This is a genomic window from Pseudoalteromonas sp. bablab_jr011 (assembly GCF_016464045.1).
GTDB classification, from domain to species: Bacteria; Pseudomonadota; Gammaproteobacteria; order Enterobacterales; family Alteromonadaceae; genus Pseudoalteromonas; species Pseudoalteromonas lipolytica.
On the sequence record NZ_JACDWU010000116.1, the window covers coordinates 1 to 589 of the forward strand.

1 protein-coding gene is annotated in these 589 nt (G+C 46.0%); it reads right to left on the reverse strand.

What is annotated here, in order from left to right:
• On the reverse strand, window positions 1-589 hold a 589-nt coding region (locus tag JIG41_RS04660; protein ID WP_199524316.1), incomplete at both ends, for a reverse transcriptase domain-containing protein.

A 589-nucleotide genomic window follows, 5' to 3' on the forward strand; every position in this document is an offset into this window, starting at 1 on the left:
CAAGAGTCATCAGCATCAAGGTTGGAGATATGATCCCGCCTTGTGGTGTTCCCTCGTCAGTGCGATAGAACAGCCCTTTGTCCATAAAACCAGACTTTAACCATTGTTCCAACATTCGTTTATCTACAGCTATATTATTCATAAGCCATTGATGCCCAATCTTGTCGAAACAGGCTTTGATATCTCCCTCAAGAACCCATTGCGCGGATTGCTTTTTACTCAAACAGAGAAAACACTGAGCAATAGCATCAGCAGTGCTTCTATTGCGCCGAAATCCGTAGCTATTTGGGTCAGCAAGTGTTTCTGACACAGGCTCTAGTGCAAGAAGATGAAGCGCTTGTAGCGCTCTATCGACCATGCACGGGATACCCAAAGGTCTGAGCTTGCCGTTTTTCTTAGGGATGTAGATACGCTTGAGCGGTTTGGCTTGATAAGCCTTTCTGCTCAATTGATTGACTGCTTTCATGCGGCGCGTATCCGTATTCCAGATGACGCCGTCTATTCCGGGCGTTTTACTGCCTTTGTTTTGTGATACTCGCTTAACAGCAAGAAGTTTTGCCGAATGCGAGTGAGTCAGTATCCACTGCAA